Here is a 17,485-nt window from a genome sequence, read left to right as displayed (position 1 = left end):
TTGGATAGGGAGATGGGGAGATGGGGAGATGGGGAGATGGGCGGAAGAGAAAGTTGTACGTTTGACCGCAACTTGGTATCAACCACAAATGAAATGGGCAAGATGCCCGTTCTACAAAACTATTCAAATCATTCCATTATTAAGCAAGGCCAAAAAAAGGAGCCGATTGCGTCGGCTCCCAACTTATCTCAAGTCTGGTTAATCACTTACTAAATAGTCCCTAGTCGTCAGCTTTCAGCTTTCAGCTTAAGCGCTACGCGCACGCTACAGAAACAGCCATTGGCTGTAGGCTCAGGCTACTTGAGGTGCTTTTGAATAAAATAAGCATGATAGCTGACCGCTGACCGCTGACCGCTGACCGCTGAATGCTTAGAGGATATCTGAAAAGTTTTTTGATACTGAATTTTGCCCCCCTAGCCCCCCAACTTTGGGGGGAACAAGAGTCAATTTGCTTCTAAAAGTCCCCCAAAATTGGGGGATTTAGGGGGCTTGGATGTAGCAAATGAGACTTCTCAGACAACCTCTTACATTACCCGAGAAGGGATATGATGATTAGTCAACCAGAGATGATAGTAGATATTACTTGACGGTAACTTTAGCACCAGTCTCTTCCAGTTGCTTCTTAATATCCTCAGCCGCATCTTTAGCAATGGCCTCTTTAATCGGTTTAGGAGCAGATTCCACCAACTCTTTGGCTTCTTTGAGACCCAAACCAGTGATGGTACGCACCACCTTAAGTACAGCAATCTTCTTATCAGAGGGGAACTCTTCTAGAACCACATCAAATTCAGTTTTCTCCTCCTCTGGCTCAGCCTCAGCAGCTCCAGGAGCACCAGGCATAGCACCAGGCATCATCATCATACCGCCAGCAGGAGCAGCAGCACTGACACCAAAAGCCTCTTCGATCTGCTTAACCAGCTCAGAAGCTTCTAGCAGAGTCAGAGATTTTAATTTTTCGAGAATTTCATCAGTTGTAGCAGACATTGATATAACTCCTTTTAGGTGAATTGTTTAATGTATTGAGTGTTGTACTTGAGTGTTGTACAAATCTCCGAAAGGGGGAAAACCGAGTACTAGCTGTTGCCTTCTTCCTTGGCAGCAATCCCTTGGATGCATCGACCCAAAGAAGCTGGCACCTCGTTAATACTGCGACCCAAGGAGGCTGGTACCTCATTAATCCCGACAGCAAGTTTGCTAGCAATAGAATTAATCGCTCCAGCAACTTGCGCGATCAGTTCCTCCTTAGAAGGCAAGTCGGCAATTGCCTTAACTTGCTCTTCATTCAAGGCTTGACCTTGCATCACGCCGCCGCGAAATTCAGTCTTCTTGGCGGCTTTCTTAAACTCCTGGTAGGCTCTGATGGCACTACCAACATCGTCTTTGACCAGGAGAAAGGCTGAAGTACCACTCAGGAATTCTGTCATCGGCTGCCAGTTTTCGTCTTCTTGCACCGCAAGCCGCATGAAGGTGTTTTTGGTCACCTTGCAAATCGTGCCAGTGGGACGCAGACGATTTCGTAAATCGGTAATTTCAGCAACCGACAGCCCCTGGTAATCAATCACTACAGCCAATTGAGACTCACTCAAGGTTTGCTTGAGCTCCGCCACAATTGTCTTTTTTTCGTCAAGTGTTCTACCCATTTTGTTAAGTGTTAATTGGTTAATTGTTAATTGAAAATAAATAAAAATAAATAAAAATAAATATTATTTATTTTCAATTGACTCTCAACCAAGAATGATAAGTATTGAACGGTCGATCGCCTTTGGCGGAAGCTTCGCTTCATCGCGTAGCGTGTGCGTAGCACATAGATCTGACGGATAACAAATAACCAAACTAAAACCCCGGAGACTTGGCCGGGGTTAAGGGTCGTATCATTACCCCTATAGCACTCACTGTAGGATCAGTGCCTGGGCAGATGATACATAGTACTTTAACCTCGGCAGGATATTAAGCTAGTTACTCCTGCTGTCTTCAGCGCAAGCCTTCTTCAATTGTCTAGTTTGTCTAGCCGAATTTTAGGATGATTTCTAATCTACGTTTTAAGCAGCATCCTCAAGCTTGAGTTCGCGCAGGATAGCGATATCCACTTCAATCGATGGACCCATGCTAGCAGACACATATAAAGTGCGCCAATAGCGACCTTTCGCGCCAGATGGACGATTGCGGTCGATAGTTTCCTGCAAAGCCTTCAGATTCACCAGTAAGTCTTCGGGGCTAAAGGATGCCTTACCAAACATAACATGAACAATGCCAGTACGGTCAGCCCTAAATTCTAGTTTACCAGCTTTGAATTCTTGAATTGCCTGAGCTATGTCATTAGTAACTGTACCACCTTTAGGAGAAGGCATCAAGCCCCGTGGTCCGAGGAGGCGACCCAATCTCGCTACTTTGGGCATCATGTCCGGCGTAGCAATGAGCCGGTCAAAATCCATCATCCCGTTTTGAATTTCTGCAATTAACTCCTCAGAACCGGCAATGTCTGCCCCTGCATTACTAGCTTCCGAGACTTTTTCACCCCGAGCAATCACTGCTACTCGTATCGTCTGACCTGTTCCCTTCGGTAAAGCCACTGTAGTGCGCAGTTGCTGGTCAGTATACTTTGGGTCAATTCCTAAGCGAATATGGGCTTCAGCCGATTCCGGAAATTTGGCCGTGGCTGTTTCTTTGAGGAGTTTGAGAGCTTCTATGGGTTCGTAAGGTCGCTCTTCAACCTTCTTTTTTAGTTCTTGTAATCGACGCGATGGTTTCTTGGGCATCTGTATCTCCTGGGGTACTTAGCGAAGTAAAACTCCTCCCCCTCTATGGTTTACGTTAATACATTGGAGTTGAAAGTTGAAAGTTGAAAGTTGAAAGTTGAAAGTTGAAAGTTGTCAGGTTACAGCCTTAATTCATCTTTCATCCTTGATTATCTTTCATCCTTCTAATCGGTTATGGCTACACCCATGTTTCTAGCTGTGCCTTCCACAATTTTCATTGCCGCTTCTATATCATTAGCATTGAGGTCAGGCATTTTAGTTTGGGCGATTTCTTGCAGCTGGGAGCGAGTAAGGCTGCCAACTCTAGTGCGGTTGGGTTGTGCTGAACCTTTCTCAATGCCAGCAGCTTTCTTAATCAGTACAGATGCTGGTGGAGTTTTGAGGATAAAGGTAAAGCTTCGATCCTCAAACACTGAAATTTCTACTGGTATCACCATACCAGCTTGATCAGCAGTTTTGGCATTGTACTCTTTACAGAATGCCATAATATTTACCCCGTGCTGACCGAGTGCTGGTCCGACGGGGGGAGCTGGGTTAGCTTTCCCAGCTGGGAGCGCTAACTTAATCAATGCAACAACTTTTTTAGCCATTATCTAAGGTCTAGCTTGTTTTTTCAATCTGATTGAACTCCAATTCTACTGGTGTATCCCGCCCAAAGATCGAGAGTAACGCTTTGAGTTTGCTCCTTTCGGGGCTAACTTCAATCACTTCCCCTTCAAATTCTTTAAACGGACCAGATAGCACCATGATTTTGTCCCCTACTGCCATATCTACTTTGACAATCGGCTCTTGCTCTTCGGTTTGCTTGAAGATCCGCTCTACTTCACCATAGCTGAGGGGTACGGGTTTAACATGTCCCCTACCACGCCCGTAGCGGCGTTGTTGTTCTGCCCCAACAAAATTAATCACATTTGGTGTGTTTTTGACAACTTGCCAAGCTTCATCATCCATCACCATCTGGACTAACACATAGCCGGGGAAAACTTTTTCTTCGCCGTGTTGCCGAGAACCATCCTTACGGATTTTTACCGTAGGTGTTTGGGGAATCTGGACTTTCAAAATCCGGTCCGCTACATCCATCGTTTGGATGCGCTGTTCCAAGTTCGTCTTAACCCGTTTTTCACAGCCAGAAGCAACCTGGACTGCGTACCAACGTGGACTTGCAGGTTTTGATACCTGTTGATCGACATCTTGGGATTCGTCTGCAGCAAAACTCATCAAAATACTTGTCCTGATGCCCAGGAAAATAAACCATCTACCAAGTAAATTATGGTGGCAGACAGAATGACCATCAACAATACCGCTGCTGATTCGCTAATTAACTGTTGCCGAGAAGGCCAAACGACTTTAGCGAGTTCTTCTTTAGTTTCGTTGAAGAACTTACCTAGGTTAAACCCAGATTCAGTTTCTTTAGTCTCTGGTTCAGCTTTTGTTTTCTTTGCCACAACTTCTCCTTTCCCCCATCAACGCATTGACACTCCCCGTCCTAGAAGAACGGGGATTCTTCGCTCAACGACTCGACTTGCTTAACCAGACCGGAGTCAGGAAGAGTAGAGGCCAAGTCTCCCAAAGCGTTTGGATCTAAGATATAGGTTCCGGTGTGCCCCACCGTACCTTTACTTTTTTTAGAGATAGATACTTTTTTCTATCTAAATTTTTCATAGACGTTAAAGTCGTTAGACCAAATTACGCAATATGTATCTTTTACATATTTTTTACGTTGTCTATTTATTTTCTAGATAATATCTATCCTTAATTCATGGGTGTATGTTTATCTATTAATACTACCACACTTAGTACAGAACCGCCTAAATAGCCGTCCTTCTAGGACGGGGCTTGAAACCCAAAATTTTTGGTCAATCCAGCCAGGGATTAGATGACACAAGTCGGCTTTACTGGAGGTGCTACCTGTGGCCAATGTAATTCGCCAAGTAAGAGCGCACCTATGTCAATTTCCTGTTCCTTGCATCGGGGATAGTCTAGCTGGTAGGGCCCCCGCCACTACAATCCACTAGTCCTGATAGTTGAGTCAAACTATCCTACTCAGCCCCCTCAACTTACGGACTCCCACTGGATTTGCTCAGGTAAACCCTGGCATCCAACACTTTTGTATTCTACCAATTTTGAGCGCGCCCTGGAGGACTCGAACCCCCGACATCAGGTTTTGGAGACCTGCGTTCTACCAACTGAACTAAGGACGCAGATGGACTAGAGAAGTAGAGGTTAACCGATACTTTTTAGCTACCAAAATCTACTTTGCAGATTTTAGCCCACTAATGCAAGCTGCTCTCGCAGCCAGGGGGTATCTCCCAAGGCCAAGATAGGTTTTGTTCCGCTCAAGGCGCATAAATCTGTGTTTAATAGAAAACGCAACCACTATCATGGTTTGCTTTGGTTTTCGGCTTCAATTCAAGGAACCAGAATGTTTTCTTTGACACTAGATTCATAATCAAAGTCTAACATATTTTTGTAGATACTGCAAGATATTTGGATAAAATCGTCAACAGTGGCTAGCCTCTCGCTTTTCTAAGTTTACCCTAATTTTGCCATTTACACCAACCTGATGCTAAACCAAAAAAAGGCTATAAACTACGGTCAAAGCGTTGTTTGATGCGAGTAGCTTTACCAACGCGATCGCGTAAGTAGTATAGCTTGGCTCGACGCACCTTGCCTCGACGGATTACTTTTATATTAGCAATTTTTGGAGAATGGAGTAGAAAAACCCGTTCCACACCAATCCCTTGGAAAATCCGGCGTACTGTAATCGTTTCATTTATGCCACCATTGCGCATGGCAATCACAGTGCCTTCATAGGGTTGAATCCGTTCCTTATTACCTTCTTTAATCCGTACCCCCACCCGCACGGTGTCACCGACATAGATGGTAGGGACGTTTTCCTTAAGTTGTTCCGCTTCAATGGAACGAATGATTTCTTGAGCATTCATGGTTTTTGCCTAAAAGCACCAGTTTCTGATTATATCCCAAAGAAAGACTTGAAGTCTAGAATTTTTTGGGAAAAGGTAGGATTTCAGCACCACTACCTGTGTCTATTTCGTGTAAATAGCTGATCTGTTGACACTCCCCGCCCGCTTATGGACGGGGATTCTTAGTTCCTCGACATGCCTTGTCTTGATGCAGTCGCTCATGGGGGAAACCCCCAAGACCGCGCTGCATCGCTAAAATTAGCTATCCGTCAAAGGCAATACTTAAGCCGAATACCCGTTTAAAAACCAAGTATTTAGCCTAATTTAACTAACCGAGCGTGGGCTTATCTCCCTAAGCGTTGAGTTTCCTCAGTTCCCGTGTGCCGGAGACGAAACCTTATCAGAGGGTCGCCTTTATGGTTAGTCGGCTATGGGTAAAAGGGTTAAAACTTTTTGATTAAGGCTCCACTCTTCTTACGGTAACTTCTAACCCCACGGTACTTTAGTATTCAATGTGCAAGCTTTACTGGTTTTCGGTATCTGGCACGGATCCATACGTTTTTAATGAGGTTTTTCGCGCCTCAGGTGCTAACATCGCAAAACGCTCGTGAAGTTATGACAGTACCGACGAATCCTGTCTGTGCTAGGCTACTATGCATATTCTAACAGATTTTTTAAAAGCCGTCTGCCGAAGGACGGGGCTTGAAACCCAACTTTTTGGTCACTTGATCTACTCTCTGTTGCTTGCTTTTTTCCCTTGAGTAATCAAACGTGCACCTATAATACCAAGGGCTAGTAAACCTAATGTAGCAGTAGGTTCATCAACACTAGCCTCAGAGGAAACGCTAGCCTCAGAGAACACTGGATACAGGAACTGGCGACCAGCGTAGTCATCGTTAACCAATGGGGTGAGGTTGGTGACTGGGTTGCCTGGAGCTATACCTAGTCCCCGGGATTCCATCAGAATATCTACGCCTGGGGTGTCAACACCAGGATCCTGATCTGGAACTGTAAACAATGAAAATGGTGAAGCAGCTGGATTGAGGGGATCGATTAGTTGGGCGATCGGGTTGCTCAATGTAGCTAGAGCTGTGGCGCTAGTACTGCCATCATAGTTGTCGTCGATAAATCTATTAGGACTGATGTCTCCCTCGATATCCCCTAATCCAATGGCATGACCGATCTCGTGGGTCAACAATCGCCTAAAAAAGTCGAGGGTATATACTGTTCCGGCATTATTGTTGAAGGTGATATCTGCTCCGATAATGGCGCTTGAGCCTGCGTAATTTTCCGTTCCGGAGGTGAGAGTTACAGTATCGTTGATGTAATAAAAAAACGCTTCACCTTGGGGTGAGGTATGTCCAGGATTCCAGAACGTTGCATCTGTCGAGGCCAACAGGTCAATCTCGGCACCATATCGGTTAACGCCTCCTCTACCGGTACCTACTACTGGTGTCTCTAAATCTGCTACAAATGACAAATCGGTACCTAAGCCAGAAACCGGGTCAACTACAGTCCAGGCGTTGAACGCAGCCTCAATGGCATTTTGAAACTCGTTGACACTAGGAAGAATATCCCAGGTGAATAAATCTCGGTAAGCTTGATAGGAACCGCCCTGTAGTGAGTATCGCAATCCGCCGTCCAGGGAACGCTCTTTTCCATGGATAGTCCTTGGAGCTGCATCCCATCGGGAGCCACCTCCGAGTGTGCTACCAGACCGGTTAAAAATTACAAAAGCGTCAGAGGGTGCTGGGTTAGCAACTTCAATCGCGGCGAAACTCAAAACAGACCCTAGGATGGCTAGTGATAGGTTTTTTGTCAGTTTGAGTAAATTAATAGGTTGTTTGTTTTTAAAGTTTGCTTTCATAAGATTGTTTGTTTTCACACATTAAAATTTAGTTGCAGGTTAGTTTATTCAACAAATAACCTAGTTTAAATAAACTTTACTTAAATTATTGAGGCAATTGAATTAAATTACCTCAATAAAAATACTGAAACTATAAAAATAAATATAGAAAAAATTATTACCAAATCTTAAGCGTTCGGGAATTGGTATATAGCGTTTATCATAGCTATGAGGTACACATTATTTTTTCCCACTTCCCTCACTTCCCCTCCTGGGAGCAGGGCTGTTTCATTCTCGCAAAAAATAGATGGGGAGATGGGGAGATGGGGAGATGGGGAGAATTTTGGACTAATACTCGGGATTTTGGGCAAATTTATCGTTCCCTTACACCAAGGCCGTTAACAAATTGTTAGTGATTTGAGTTGATTGAAGGCGGTTAATTCGTAAGATTTTAATGACTAAATTTGGGCATTTTTCGGTAAATTTTAGTTTATTTCCCTATCCCCCTATCCCCCTATCCCCCTATCTCCAATAATCGTTAACTTACTAAAGTTTGAAACAGCCCTGCCTCCTGGGAGGGGTTAGGGGTGGGTTACTCTTCCCATATCCGCTGCTCCCTGCTCCGAACGCGCCCCGCGTGGCCCACGGCCTCAGTCCCTGCTCCCTAAAACCCAGAGATTTGTACCTCATGGGTATAAGACTTGCTATAGCACTACCCATTAAGATGTTTGACATTCCTAAACTCAGCAAACTTAGTCATAGCTTACTTCTGACTTCTAACTTCGAACCTTGCGGACTTGCGCGTAGCGCTATATGAGTAACCGCAAAGACCCAAAGAACGCGAAGACTAAAAAACTTAGTCTTCTTGAGAGATTAATTCACAATTAATTCACAATTAAATAAAATTAGCGATCGCGTAGCGTGGCCAAAAGGCCAAAAGGCCATCGCTTTAAAGTTCTAATCCCTGAATAACACTCCAAGCTTTGAACACATTACCTTGCATCAAGGCAGCTATACCAGATAGGGCTTGTAGTTCGGGAATAGTCGGGTTGATTTTAAGGGCAGGTTTTAGGGCATTTTCTCCATTTTTTCCATCCCAATCATAGAGATAGACGAAGGCAAGATAAGCGTGAGCATAGGGATTTTGGGGGTCAAGTTGGGTGACTCGCTTTAATGCTGCGATCGCACCTTCTACATCTTGCTGCAATACCCTACTCAAGGCCAGAGCATAGGCCAAGTCTAGGTTATTCGGTTCCAATTCCAGCCGATAGCTTAAGGCTAAATCTGCTTGCTCTAAGTAGTCCTGAATCGGATCGTACTGGTTAATGCGGGCAGTTTCTTCAAAAACCGGTTCTAGGCCATTGAGTCCTTTAGGTAAATTAGTGGACAATATCCGCATTTGGGTGATTAAATCTAGTTCTGGTGCAGCTATGGGGGTAGCTGCTGGATCGATGGTCAAGGTAACCGTTGGTACTTGTATCGGATAGGTTTCGCGAGTTTGTCGATTGAGGTAAGTTGCTTTTAAGGTGTAGCTTCCAGCTGGGATATCTGCTGGGGGAAACATCGCCATCCGTTCAATGACTTCAAATTCGGCATTGGCAGGTGGTAATTGGGAAGAGTGTAGTTCTCCCATGGCAATACCATGGTCGTGTAACCATCCGTGGGTGGAAGGTTGCAGGTTAGTATCGGTTGAAGGTTGAAGGTTAGTATCGGTTGAAGGTTGAAGGTTAGTTTCGGTTGAAGGTTGAAGGTTAGTTTCGGTTGAAGGTTGAAGGTTAGTTTCGGTTGAAGGTTGAAGGTTAGTTTCGGTTGAAGGTTGTAGGTTAGTTTCGGTTGAAGGTTGAAGGTTAGTTTCGGTTGAAGGTTGAAGGTTAGTTTCGGTTGAAGGTTGCAGGTTAGTTTCGGTTGAAGGTTGAAGGTTAGTTTCGGTTGAACCTTGGCCAAAAGGCCACGCTTTCGGCAAAGCCGACGCTGCGCGAACGCGAACAACCTTCAACTGGTTAACCTTCAACTTACCAACCTTGGCCAAAAGGCCACGCTTTCGGCAAAGCCGACGCTGCGCGAACGCGAACAACTTGTTAACCTTCAACTTACCAACCTTGGCCAAAAGGCCACGCTTCGCGAACAAATCTACCGGTTGCCAGGTTAGGATAACGATGCCAGATTGTAATTGCTCCCAAGAACCAGTCCACTGATAAGTTACTGGTACAGGTACTCCAGCAGGAGATTTTTCTGGTACGGTGACTTGGTCTAATTTAACTCTGGGGCTTGAGCTGAGAGTATTGCTGTTCGCGTAGCGTGGCCTTTTGGCCAGGGAAGCATTGCTATTGAAACTAGTGGGTTTTATGGATGATTGGTCACCCACAGGCTTTATCGATAATGGTTTTACGGCTATTGGTGGCTGCCGCTTGTGATACAGTTTCAGTTGGCTAGCATCGGGTAAATCCCAAGTCTGGTGTAGCTCAAATTCTGTCCCTTGCTCAACTGCCTGAACAATAGCTGCTTGGGATTCTGGGATTGACCCTTGGGCACCAGTTTTAGTGAGGAACCAAGAAAGCGATCGCATATCCTGTTTCACTTGTTTGGCTTGGGTTCCCACTTGACGCCCGTATACTTGGAAATTGGCTAATGCACCATAGTAATTGAAGTTATGTTGGTTAATGTCTGGGGTTGACGGTAATACTCCTAAGTTAGAGCGCAAGTAAGGTTGAGTCTTGATGATTTCCGCAATTACCTTCGGATGAGGCCATGGCTGTCCTAAGTAGGGAAAATGTTGTACACGGGGACTAAGTAATTGAGTCAATCCTCTACCTCCTAATGGAAATAGATTCAACATCATCAGTACAGTTGCTAGCCCTACCGTGCTCCAACGCATGGGTTTACCCCAACGATTAGTCCAGCAGGTTAAGCCATAAGCCAGAAACAGTGATAGCACTGGAACTAATGGCAAGATATAGCGAGCATCTTTATTAATATTCAATGAACACAATAGATAACCACCCACTATGAAGACTCCTAGCCAGGTTAGTGACCAGATGGGGGGATGGGGGGATGGCAGATTGTTCGATTTTGCGATCGCGGATTGCTTGAGCCCATACTTGAGCCCATAAATTAATAGTCCTACTATCGGTATTAACAACAGCGGCCAAGAGATCAGGTAAGGTAAGATTTTCCAGTAGTAAACCCAAGCATCAAGGGTATTGAGGGCTGGGTCTCCTTCTGCGATCGCGGAATCTATGGTTGCTCGCTTCCCAGAGGTCAATATCAACAACCAATTAATCCGGTACCATGGACCAAATAGCAAAACTGATACCAGCAAACCGCCGATTAATTGAGCTAACCTTTGCCATTGCCTCTGCCACAGAACCCTTACCCCAGCCCAAACGATTGGCACAAATAGAAAAAATAAGGCGGTTTGCTTAACTAGCAAGGCTAATCCTAAACAAACCCCAAACCCCAACCCCCACAACCATCCTTGTCTTACTTTAGGTGCGCTTTCCGTGATGGCGAGGGATTGCTCGCCATCACGGGTCCCACCTCTGGTTCGCGATAAGGGTGTCTTTGCCCTTCCCAAACTCCACCACACTGTCAGAGACCAAAAACACAAACTGACTACTGTGGTTAATGGATAATCCAGCAAAAATTCTAAACGGTAGCGATATAGTCCTGGTAACAACATGACTAAACCAGCAGCCCATAACCCTACCGGGCGGTTAAATAACACTAGCCCTAATCCATAAACTGAAGCAATTAGCACTCCACTGCATAAAACTAGCGCTATCGTAGCTAGCTCTGGTCCGGTTCCAAACAGCTGCTGAACCATTGCGGCAATAATATAAGTCAATGGCGGGACTTTTGAGGAAATTGCCCAAAAACTGCTCCACCACTCTCCAGAGAACCACTCAGGATGCTGCAACGCCTGCCAGTAATTCAAGGAACCGGTCAAATAATCCGCCTGGTCCCAAGCTGGGACAGAGTGATCTAGGGCAAACCAAATGCGATCGCAAAATCCACTCCCTAGCCAAATTAGTCCTAAAATTACTGGATCTCTAAAGCGTCTTTTCATAGTGGTGAGTGCTAGGTGCTCAGATCAATTAGCTACAACAATCTTACCTGTAGTGATTGAGTAAATTGATATTGAACGGGTAATCTTGAGAAAGCGTTTATTTGAACAAAACCCAGATGTTCATACCTATGTAGAGGAGGAAGAAGATGGCGAAGACTTGCGATGCCATTAAAATCATTGACAAGAAGATTCGTACCGACCCCGAAATGGAGGGAATGATAGCAGAAGCTTCTCTTAATGCAGAGGTGGCACAGTTGATTTATGAAGCCAGAACAAAAGCGGGGTTAACCCAGAAACAGCTTGCAGAACTTGTAGGTACAAAGCAGCCTGTGATTGCACGACTTGAAGATGCTGATTATGAGGGACAGTCCCTTTCGATGTTGCAAAAAATCGCTCGCGCTCTGAATCACCGGGTAGCGATCGCGATCCATAAGCTGATAGCTGATAGCTGATAGCTGATAGCTTACCCAATTATTAACTGCTTAAATTATAAGATAGCGGTTTCTATCCTAATGAGTTACACAGGATTTTTTCTATCTTACCGATTCCCGATTCCCGATTCCCGATTCCCGATTCCCGATTCCCGATTCCCGATTCCCAGATCCGCTGTTCCCGTAAACCCAAAGAAAGATTTGTATCTCACCTAATTTAAAACCGCTATACTTAAAGCCTTAACTTACCGAGGGGCTTGACACTCGACTCATCAAACCACTCTATCTTAGTACTATACTTTTCCTCAAGTCCTTGTTGCAAATGATCAGATGGATAAAATAGAAACACATCACTAAACCCTTGAGGAATATCGGGAATAGTAGGGGGAATGACTAACTGAAGTTTTACCTGAGGATTTAATAAATAACTAAGAGAAATCACATCCCCAGGATTCACGGAAGAAACATTGCTAACTACCAGAGGTCGCTCAGCTTTATTAATTATTCTAGCGATAGTAGGATTGTTACCTCCAACTTGCTTGTTCCACCAGATTTCTGCTTGGGAACTAATAGCACAAGAGATAACTCCCCCTGTAAGCAACACAGCTACTATTCCTTTCCAGACTTTCTGTCTTCTTAAATTAGCCATTAAATTAGCCCTGGATAGAGATCCAGTTATCGACCCAGTTATGGACATAGTAATTAGATAAGCAACAGCCAGCTGCACTCCGATATAGCAAGGTAGAAAATACCGACTCGCCACTGAACGTCGTCCTCCCCAAATTAAGTCCGGTAAAATTAACCCTAATGCAGTAATAAGGATTAACGTTAAAACCAGTAACCAAACTCGCGGGGTAGTATAACGACAGATAAAATAAATTGCATATCCCACAAAACTCACTAAAATTGGTGGGATTATATAGGTAAATGGATGCTCCAGTGGTATTCCAATATCAAAAAATATCAAACTGAGGTTTATACCCCAGATTTTTACCAAAAATGATAAAGGAACTTGAATAGTTGTCCAATGGGTTTTATGCTGAATGATAGCTAAGTTAATAACCACCACAACTAACCAAGGGGAAAAGGCTAGAAACCCGGCACCAGATGATATCAAATAAGCAATAAGAGTTTTATTAAAGCGAAACCGTTCTATTATAAACACATAAATTCCATGTCCAATAGCCACAAATATAGAAAATAGAAACGTGTAAAGACTAAGTGCCAAGGTGATAGCATAGATTACCCATGACCAGAGGTAGCTTGTTACTTTTGTACTATCCTTAGTTTTCCGGATAGCTCGCAACAGAGACGCACAAGATAGGATAATAGTCAATGTCCATAGACTATATTCCCGTGCTTCTTGAGCGTAGAGCACATGAAAGGGAGATACCGCTAAAAGTGCCACAGCTACCGATCCCACTAAAGGGGATTCAAATAATTCTAAGCACAGCCAATAGATAGCTGGTAAAACCAGCAGGCTAAACAGAACAGATAAACCCCTAGGGTTATTGACAGCAGCACCAAATAGCTGCCGCCAAAACCGGGCCATTAAATAATATAGGGGTGGATGTTCTGGGTTTGTAGTTAAGGCATTAATAGTATCCCCTAAGTTTTTTTCAGGATTGGGATGCTGATACTTTTGTAAGTCTTCAACACCAATTACCCTACCATCAAAAACTTCCTTAATTACTTCATCTCCGGTGTAGCCAGAACTCCGAATTGAAGTATAAACCTCATCGTGCCAGTAGATTTTATGGTTTAGATTGAAGCAGCGGAAGAAGATTCCTAGCAGTAAAAGGACGATAATCAAAAATCGCCATCTTAGGGAAAAACACTGCTTAGATGGTTTGGTCATATCTTCAATGGGTGCTTGGCTAATCCCTACTCCCTACTCCCTACTCCCTACTCCCTACTCCCTACTCCCTACTCCCTACAACCCAGGGCTTTGTACTTCACCGAATTGAGAAATGCTATAATTTATGACTACCTGGTTTTTTGGGCAAAATCTGTATCTTTGGGATTGGAAGTAGTAGCTAAAAATAGCTGTGGTAGTAGTAGTCCAGAATTAGCTTTGTAGTCAGCAAACTCTGGATAGCGGGAGAGAGACTTATCTTTTTTGAGCATATTGGGAATAAATATACTTGCCATAAAACCTGCCAAAATTACAAAGGGTAGCCAGTGCTGAGCTAGCATGACAAAACCAGAGTAGATCAGGATTTCTCCCAAGTAGTTTGTGTTTCGACAGCGAGCAAAGAATCCTTCTGTGATTAATCCAGAACGATACTTGAGAGTATAGTATTTCTGGGCATCACTGGCATAGTGTAGAAAGACTCCCATGACATTAATGGAAATGGCAGCAGCTACGAGGGGTAAGGGAGGCTGAGAACCACTGCTGATCAGAATAAAGGGAGCAACCCAGTAGAGCATTAGTATTCCGAAGCCAAGAATTCCGATGCCAATCGGTATTTCTTGCTCCCACTGCTTGTCTGGATAGATACGGTCTTTGAGTAGCCACATCACTTTATAGTTTTATAATTTGTAATTTATCTAGTCAAAATTAATTTAATACGACGACTTCTATTAAAGGTGATATCACTACCGTAATGATACTGATATCTATCATTGATTTCATAAACAATAACGGATAAATCAAGAATAATACTAACAGACTTGTATAAATAAATACTTGTTATCAGGGTATCTTCTTAAGAGAATTCGCGTATTCCTCAGTAATTTATCTTAAAAATACTATAATTGATACCATTATTATAATTGATGCCATTATAATTTATGATTAACTAGAGCCTCTGGGGGGGTAACCGGCAAGCTAAAATCATTACTGGGTAATAATTTCAGCCCATAAGTTACTTAGCGATGCAGCGCCACAAAAGGGGGTTTCTCCCATGAGCGACTGCATCAATACAAGGTGCGCTTGACCTTGGCTAATTTAATTCTTAATGGGTCAAGCGCACCTTTAGAAACCCTATAGCAGTTCTCCATCGGGTGAGGTACTTTCCTCTTTAGTTTTAGGGAGCAGGGATTAGGGAGCAGGAAGCAAGAAATAAAATTTAGATTTACCTCAAGCTTACTAGGAAACGCAATAGTTCAGGTTTACTCAAGTCAAGCAATTAAACAATGTTATGTTTCTCATTAATAAAGAAGCAACCACTCAAAAAATTGAATTGCTGGATAAATCTCAAATTATTTTCCAGAATAAACTATTCACTAAATGGTTTGATATTTTCCCAAAGGCTTATCAAAAAGCATTCAAGTTTTGTCGTTCCCAAATATCTGATGAATATTCGTCTTTGTATTTGCTTGTAGAACATCGGCATTATTTGACAATTTGGATTGAGCAAGAAGAGGTAAGTTTAGCTAACAAAGTTTATAGTTCACCAATAAATAGTGATCAACCTAAATCCACGGATTCGTTACCACTAATGGCAGCTATATCTAAAGGGGAAAATCCCAGATATTTTGATGGTGAACAATCCAGAAATCCTAACCAGTTTCCTAGGGAAGTTTTACCTGATTCACTCCCCGAAGATATTTCAGCTTCCGAAGCTTCGATAGTTACTGAAAACCTTGGATACTGGTACAATCACACAGAATATTATTCCCCGGCAACTCCAAAATTAGCTACTGGTAATCTCAATCAGGAGCAAGAGATTCCGGAATCTGAGTTCCACCTGCATCCTAGGTTTCAGGAAATTACTAAGCAATCTCTTAAACGGCTGTCTAAAAAGTAATATCGAGGGATTTATTACCAGGAGCAACATGTCTTGACCCAGCTACCGAAATCACAGTTATCTCCCTCACGAATTGGCTCAAAAACCGTCTATAGCAGAAGTCAGAAGTCAGAAGTCAGAAGTCAGAAGTCAAACTCTTGCGCTTATTTAGGTTTGAGACTTTTTTCATGTCCTAACTGCCCTGGCGAATGCTATAAGTTTGATTGTAGAAAATCAGATGGTTGAGGGACTTTCGTCCTGGGTTGCGCGGCAGTAGGGAGTAGGCAAGTCAGAAGTGGGAAGTCGGAAGTGGGAAAAGTTTTGTGTACTTGCTTAACTAATTATTTGAACGGAGTATATAGTGATTAGAGCCCCAATTACCAAGACAGAAATGTAGGGATTTCTGCAAGAGGAGACAAGGAAGGTTGGGTTAATTGTAAAACTAGCTACATTTTATGGTTGACAATTAAATTTATTTGTGATAGATTGGTATACCAGATTTAGTCCATCCTAAATACTTGATCTTTACCCACATAGGCGTGAAACCGTTAATTGACTGGGCAAGACTCCAGCTCGATGCCCAAAATCCCAGCATTAGATAAATTTTAAGTATATTGGGTCAAGGATGTAGCCAAATCTGCGACGCAATTGACTACATTTTTCTGTTGACACTTCCAGAGCAAAATTGCCACAATCTCACCAGCTATTTCCAAAAATAGATCAAGTAGGGGGTAAACTACCCAAATGTTAATAATTGATCGAGAAAAGATTAATCAAGAGATTCAGTGGCTCGATGAATCTACAATTATTTTCCAAAATAAAATATTCACTAGAGGTTTTGATATTTCTCCAAATGCTTATCAAAAATCATTAAAGCTTTGTAGTTGCGAAATCTCTGAGGAATTTCGGCCTCTGTATTTAGTTTTAGAAAATCCGCATTATCTGACGGTTTGGATTGAGCAACAAGGGGTGAGTTTAACCGATGAAGCTTCTGCTTCACCAATCAATAGCCCCCAACCGGAAGGGAGAGTTACTGACACTCTTGATGGTGAACCAACCACAAATCATAACCAACTCCCTGTATCAGATTTACCTGATTCACTGTCAAAATCTGAAACATCTTCAGAAACTCCAATCATAACTCAAAACCCCGGAGACTGGCACAATTCGACAGAATCTGATTCCCCTGCAACTCCAAAAGTACCTACTGGTAATCTCGATCAGGAGAAAGTGGTTTCTGAGACAGCAGTCAGTGACCAGAACAATACACTTCTTGCAGAAGTCGGAAACAGGGAACAGGGAACAAGGAACAGTGGAGAAGATTTGACGCAAACACTATCAGAAAATTACTTTTGCAAGGAGAAAGTGGTTTCTGAGACAGCAGTCAGTGACCAGAACAATACACTTCTTGCAGAAGTCGGAAACAGGGAACAGGGAACAGGGAACAGTGGAGAAGAATTGACGCAAACACTATCAGAAAATTACTTTTGCAAGAGTTCTAATACACCAAAAGCTGAGGGCGACCTGAATCCTAGTGGTCAGCAAATTACTAAGCAATCTGGTAAACGGGTGTTTAAAAAAAAATATCGAGGGATTGTCTATGAAGTGGAAGCTATGTTAATCGAGTTACCGGAATCCCAGTTACAGACGGATGATAAAGGGTTTGTTCGAAAAAAGTCTAAAAAGCGATATCGAGGAATTTCCTACTAAGTTCATAAGTAAGCGGTCAGC

The 17,485-nt window shown here is 43.3% G+C and carries 18 protein-coding genes, 1 tRNA gene and 1 other annotated feature; of the genes, 6 read left to right on the top strand and 13 right to left on the bottom strand.

The genetic code is table 11. The features are described from left to right. Positions 1–28: 28 nt before the first annotated feature. Positions 29–202, top strand: a complete 174-nt coding sequence (locus tag F6K53_RS05860; RefSeq protein ID WP_293018654.1) for a hypothetical protein — start codon at positions 29–31, stop codon at positions 200–202. Positions 203–579: 377 nt separating this feature from the next. On the opposite strand, the gene rplL is transcribed toward F6K53_RS05860, so the two are convergent. The 10 genes from rplL to F6K53_RS05810 all read right to left on the bottom strand — a co-directional run bounded on the left by rplL (position 580) and on the right by F6K53_RS05810 (position 7,547). Then, entirely contained in the window at positions 580–984 is a 405-nt protein-coding gene (rplL, locus tag F6K53_RS05855) for a 50S ribosomal protein L7/L12 (RefSeq protein ID WP_293018656.1), read from the bottom strand. Positions 985–1,073: 89 nt separating this feature from the next. Continuing rightward, complete coding sequence (gene rplJ / locus F6K53_RS05850) at positions 1,074–1,640, bottom strand: 50S ribosomal protein L10 (protein WP_293039765.1); 567 nt, start codon at positions 1,638–1,640, stop codon at positions 1,074–1,076. A gap of 184 nt (positions 1,641–1,824) precedes the next feature. Further along, positions 1,825–1,993: a sequence feature (ribosomal protein L10 leader region), on the bottom strand. A gap of 46 nt (positions 1,994–2,039) precedes the next feature. Beyond that, positions 2,040–2,756 (bottom strand): 50S ribosomal protein L1, encoded by a 717-nt coding sequence (rplA, locus tag F6K53_RS05845; protein ID WP_293039763.1) that lies wholly within the window; start codon positions 2,754–2,756, stop codon positions 2,040–2,042. Between the two features lie 164 nt (positions 2,757–2,920). Beyond that, positions 2,921–3,346, bottom strand: coding sequence for a 50S ribosomal protein L11 (gene rplK, locus F6K53_RS05840; RefSeq protein WP_071105455.1), 426 nt, complete (start codon positions 3,344–3,346; stop codon positions 2,921–2,923). A 10-nt stretch (positions 3,347–3,356) separates the two neighbouring features. Continuing rightward, a complete protein-coding gene (nusG, locus tag F6K53_RS05835; RefSeq protein WP_293018741.1) occupies positions 3,357–3,974 on the bottom strand; it encodes a transcription termination/antitermination protein NusG in 618 nt (205 codons plus the stop codon). Continuing rightward, positions 3,974–4,201, bottom strand: a complete 228-nt coding sequence (gene secE / locus F6K53_RS05830) for a preprotein translocase subunit SecE (protein WP_008188891.1) — start codon at positions 4,199–4,201, stop codon at positions 3,974–3,976. The genes nusG and secE overlap by 1 nt, the downstream gene beginning before the upstream one ends. A 41-nt stretch (positions 4,202–4,242) precedes the next feature. After that, positions 4,243–4,365 carry a hypothetical protein gene (locus F6K53_RS05825; protein WP_293036963.1) on the bottom strand — a complete coding sequence of 41 codons (123 nt, stop codon included), beginning with the start codon at positions 4,363–4,365 and terminating at the stop codon, positions 4,243–4,245. Positions 4,366–4,884: 519 nt separating this feature from the next. Further along, positions 4,885–4,957: transfer RNA gene (locus F6K53_RS05820), tRNA-Trp, on the bottom strand. A 381-nt stretch (positions 4,958–5,338) separates the two neighbouring features. Further along, positions 5,339–5,701 (bottom strand): 50S ribosomal protein L19, encoded by a 363-nt coding sequence (rplS, locus tag F6K53_RS05815; protein ID WP_293018662.1) that lies wholly within the window; start codon positions 5,699–5,701, stop codon positions 5,339–5,341. 709 nt (positions 5,702–6,410) lie between these two features. Beyond that, on the bottom strand, positions 6,411–7,547 hold the full coding sequence (locus tag F6K53_RS05810; protein WP_293018664.1) for a hypothetical protein: 1,137 nt from the start codon (positions 7,545–7,547) through the stop codon (positions 6,411–6,413). A 207-nt stretch (positions 7,548–7,754) separates the two neighbouring features. Here F6K53_RS05810 and F6K53_RS05805 point away from each other — a divergent pair, with 207 nt between their 5' ends. After that, positions 7,755–7,928, top strand: coding sequence for a hypothetical protein (locus F6K53_RS05805; protein WP_293070819.1), 174 nt, complete (start codon positions 7,755–7,757; stop codon positions 7,926–7,928). Positions 7,929–8,475: 547 nt separating this feature from the next. On the opposite strand, the gene F6K53_RS05800 is transcribed toward F6K53_RS05805, so the two are convergent. Next, positions 8,476–11,592: a phospholipid carrier-dependent glycosyltransferase gene (locus F6K53_RS05800; protein ID WP_293070821.1), complete on the bottom strand. Its 3,117-nt coding sequence runs from the start codon at positions 11,590–11,592 to the stop codon at positions 8,476–8,478. Positions 11,593–11,738: 146 nt separating this feature from the next. On the opposite strand from F6K53_RS05800, the gene F6K53_RS05795 reads away from it, so the two are divergent. Both F6K53_RS05795 and F6K53_RS05790 read left to right on the top strand, forming a co-directional pair. Beyond that, positions 11,739–12,044, top strand: coding sequence for a helix-turn-helix transcriptional regulator (locus F6K53_RS05795; RefSeq protein ID WP_293070823.1), 306 nt, complete (start codon positions 11,739–11,741; stop codon positions 12,042–12,044). A 60-nt stretch (positions 12,045–12,104) separates the two neighbouring features. Next, positions 12,105–12,239: a hypothetical protein gene (locus tag F6K53_RS05790; RefSeq protein WP_293018670.1), complete on the top strand. Its 135-nt coding sequence runs from the start codon at positions 12,105–12,107 to the stop codon at positions 12,237–12,239. A gap of 16 nt (positions 12,240–12,255) precedes the next feature. Here F6K53_RS05790 and F6K53_RS05785 read toward each other — a convergent pair whose 3' ends face one another. Both F6K53_RS05785 and F6K53_RS05780 read right to left on the bottom strand, forming a co-directional pair. Next, positions 12,256–13,881 (bottom strand): glycosyltransferase family 39 protein, encoded by a 1,626-nt coding sequence (locus tag F6K53_RS05785; RefSeq protein WP_293070827.1) that lies wholly within the window; start codon positions 13,879–13,881, stop codon positions 12,256–12,258. 128 nt (positions 13,882–14,009) lie between these two features. After that, a complete protein-coding gene (locus F6K53_RS05780; protein ID WP_293070835.1) occupies positions 14,010–14,543 on the bottom strand; it encodes a DUF1295 domain-containing protein in 534 nt (177 codons plus the stop codon). 623 nt (positions 14,544–15,166) lie between these two features. Between F6K53_RS05780 and F6K53_RS05775 the strand changes: the two genes are divergently transcribed. Beyond that, positions 15,167–15,775 carry a hypothetical protein gene (locus F6K53_RS05775; protein WP_293070829.1) on the top strand — a complete coding sequence of 203 codons (609 nt, stop codon included), beginning with the start codon at positions 15,167–15,169 and terminating at the stop codon, positions 15,773–15,775. 723 nt (positions 15,776–16,498) lie between these two features. Next, entirely contained in the window at positions 16,499–17,464 is a 966-nt protein-coding gene (locus tag F6K53_RS05770; RefSeq protein WP_293070831.1) for a hypothetical protein, read from the top strand. Positions 17,465–17,485 lie beyond the last annotated feature (21 nt).

This window comes from Moorena sp. SIO4A1 (assembly GCF_010672065.1).
Lineage (GTDB): Bacteria > Cyanobacteriota > Cyanobacteriia > Cyanobacteriales > Coleofasciculaceae > Moorena.
The sequence above is the reverse complement of the archived record's forward strand: the minus strand, read 5'-3'. Positions and strand labels throughout refer to the sequence as shown.

What these genes read in the sequence shown, in the direction of transcription:
- F6K53_RS05860 (WP_293018654.1), top strand. Translation starts at nt 29, where the DNA reads ATGGGGAGATGGGCGGAAGAGAAAGTTGTACGTTTGACCGCAACTTGG.
- rplS (WP_293018662.1), bottom strand. Translation starts at nt 5,701, where the DNA reads ATGAATGCTCAAGAAATCATTCGTTCCATTGAAGCGGAACAACTTAAG.
- F6K53_RS05790 (WP_293018670.1), top strand. Translation starts at nt 12,105, where the DNA reads ATGAGTTACACAGGATTTTTTCTATCTTACCGATTCCCGATTCCCGAT.
- rplA (WP_293039763.1), bottom strand. Translation starts at nt 2,756, where the DNA reads ATGCCCAAGAAACCATCGCGTCGATTACAAGAACTAAAAAAGAAGGTT.
- F6K53_RS05805 (WP_293070819.1), top strand. Translation starts at nt 7,755, where the DNA reads ATGAGGTACACATTATTTTTTCCCACTTCCCTCACTTCCCCTCCTGGG.
- F6K53_RS05775 (WP_293070829.1), top strand. Translation starts at nt 15,167, where the DNA reads ATGTTTCTCATTAATAAAGAAGCAACCACTCAAAAAATTGAATTGCTG.
- nusG (WP_293018741.1), bottom strand. Translation starts at nt 3,974, where the DNA reads ATGAGTTTTGCTGCAGACGAATCCCAAGATGTCGATCAACAGGTATCA.
- F6K53_RS05795 (WP_293070823.1), top strand. Translation starts at nt 11,739, where the DNA reads ATGGCGAAGACTTGCGATGCCATTAAAATCATTGACAAGAAGATTCGT.
- F6K53_RS05770 (WP_293070831.1), top strand. Translation starts at nt 16,499, where the DNA reads ATGTTAATAATTGATCGAGAAAAGATTAATCAAGAGATTCAGTGGCTC.
- F6K53_RS05780 (WP_293070835.1), bottom strand. Translation starts at nt 14,543, where the DNA reads ATGTGGCTACTCAAAGACCGTATCTATCCAGACAAGCAGTGGGAGCAA.
- rplK (WP_071105455.1), bottom strand. Translation starts at nt 3,346, where the DNA reads ATGGCTAAAAAAGTTGTTGCATTGATTAAGTTAGCGCTCCCAGCTGGG.
- F6K53_RS05810 (WP_293018664.1), bottom strand. Translation starts at nt 7,547, where the DNA reads ATGAAAGCAAACTTTAAAAACAAACAACCTATTAATTTACTCAAACTG.
- F6K53_RS05785 (WP_293070827.1), bottom strand. Translation starts at nt 13,881, where the DNA reads ATGACCAAACCATCTAAGCAGTGTTTTTCCCTAAGATGGCGATTTTTG.
- rplL (WP_293018656.1), bottom strand. Translation starts at nt 984, where the DNA reads ATGTCTGCTACAACTGATGAAATTCTCGAAAAATTAAAATCTCTGACT.
- rplJ (WP_293039765.1), bottom strand. Translation starts at nt 1,640, where the DNA reads ATGGGTAGAACACTTGACGAAAAAAAGACAATTGTGGCGGAGCTCAAG.
- F6K53_RS05800 (WP_293070821.1), bottom strand. Translation starts at nt 11,592, where the DNA reads ATGAAAAGACGCTTTAGAGATCCAGTAATTTTAGGACTAATTTGGCTA.